We start from the raw sequence: 799 nt of genomic DNA on the forward strand, positions 1-799 counted from the left end.
CATTGTTGAATTCTGGCTCGTAAGTTCTCTCATGGGGGCTGCTCGACCCCAAACCCCTCGGTGTTTTCAGGTATTAGATTTTATCTTTACCTCTACCTGAAAATTGCACTTCTATCTTGAACTTACATATAATTCCGCCTATAATCAGCTGCGAAAGTAAGGAAATACCCCATATCATGCAAGCCAACTTCGTAAATGCCAGCATCCACTTCGCAGTCGTCCTCCCACTTGTCCATAATGACGCTACAAAGATAATACCATCCTCCCACATTCCCCAATATAGTTTGTAATCTACCCACATTGGTTTGTAAACGCTGCATTTTGCACGTCCCAACACACAACAACTGTTAAAAACACCCGCCAAATCATCACTTTTCTCCCCAAACTCATGCACAACTCAAATAAAAGTCGTACCTTTGCACCGTCAGTCCTCGCCAAGCCTCTTAACAATGCTCAAATCGTGCGAGGCGTTTTTTGTTTTTATAGGTATATGGCAACAAAAATTCCGTTCATAAAAACATACTCCACACCCCAAGAGTTATGGTCCAAGAAACAGAAACCTGTCCTCGTGTTTTAAGAATCCGAAAACTATTTTTCCTTTTCAAAAACTGTAAAACTGTAAAACTGTAAGAATTATAAGTCATGATGTCAATGACCTGTCCCTGTGACATCTGAAAACGTCATTTTCTTGAAAATGTGCACTATTGCCCGTTGTGGGAGCCAGATAGCATGAGTAACTTTGCACCGTCAAAATAAACGAGTGTAAACCTAATTGTTATAAAGTAAGCATTCCGTAAAC

Annotated in this window: 1 protein-coding gene; it reads right to left on the reverse strand. The window is 40.4% G+C overall.

Annotated features, from left to right (window positions below; genetic code table 11):
- Positions 1-122: 122 nt before the first annotated feature.
- Complete coding sequence (locus CIK93_RS07445) at positions 123-299, reverse strand: hypothetical protein (RefSeq protein WP_158215489.1); 177 nt, start codon at positions 297-299, stop codon at positions 123-125.
- Positions 300-799: the final 500 nt, after the last annotated feature.

The sequence above is a fragment of the Prevotella sp. P3-92 genome (genome assembly GCF_002251205.1).
Classification (GTDB): domain Bacteria; phylum Bacteroidota; class Bacteroidia; order Bacteroidales; family Bacteroidaceae; genus Prevotella.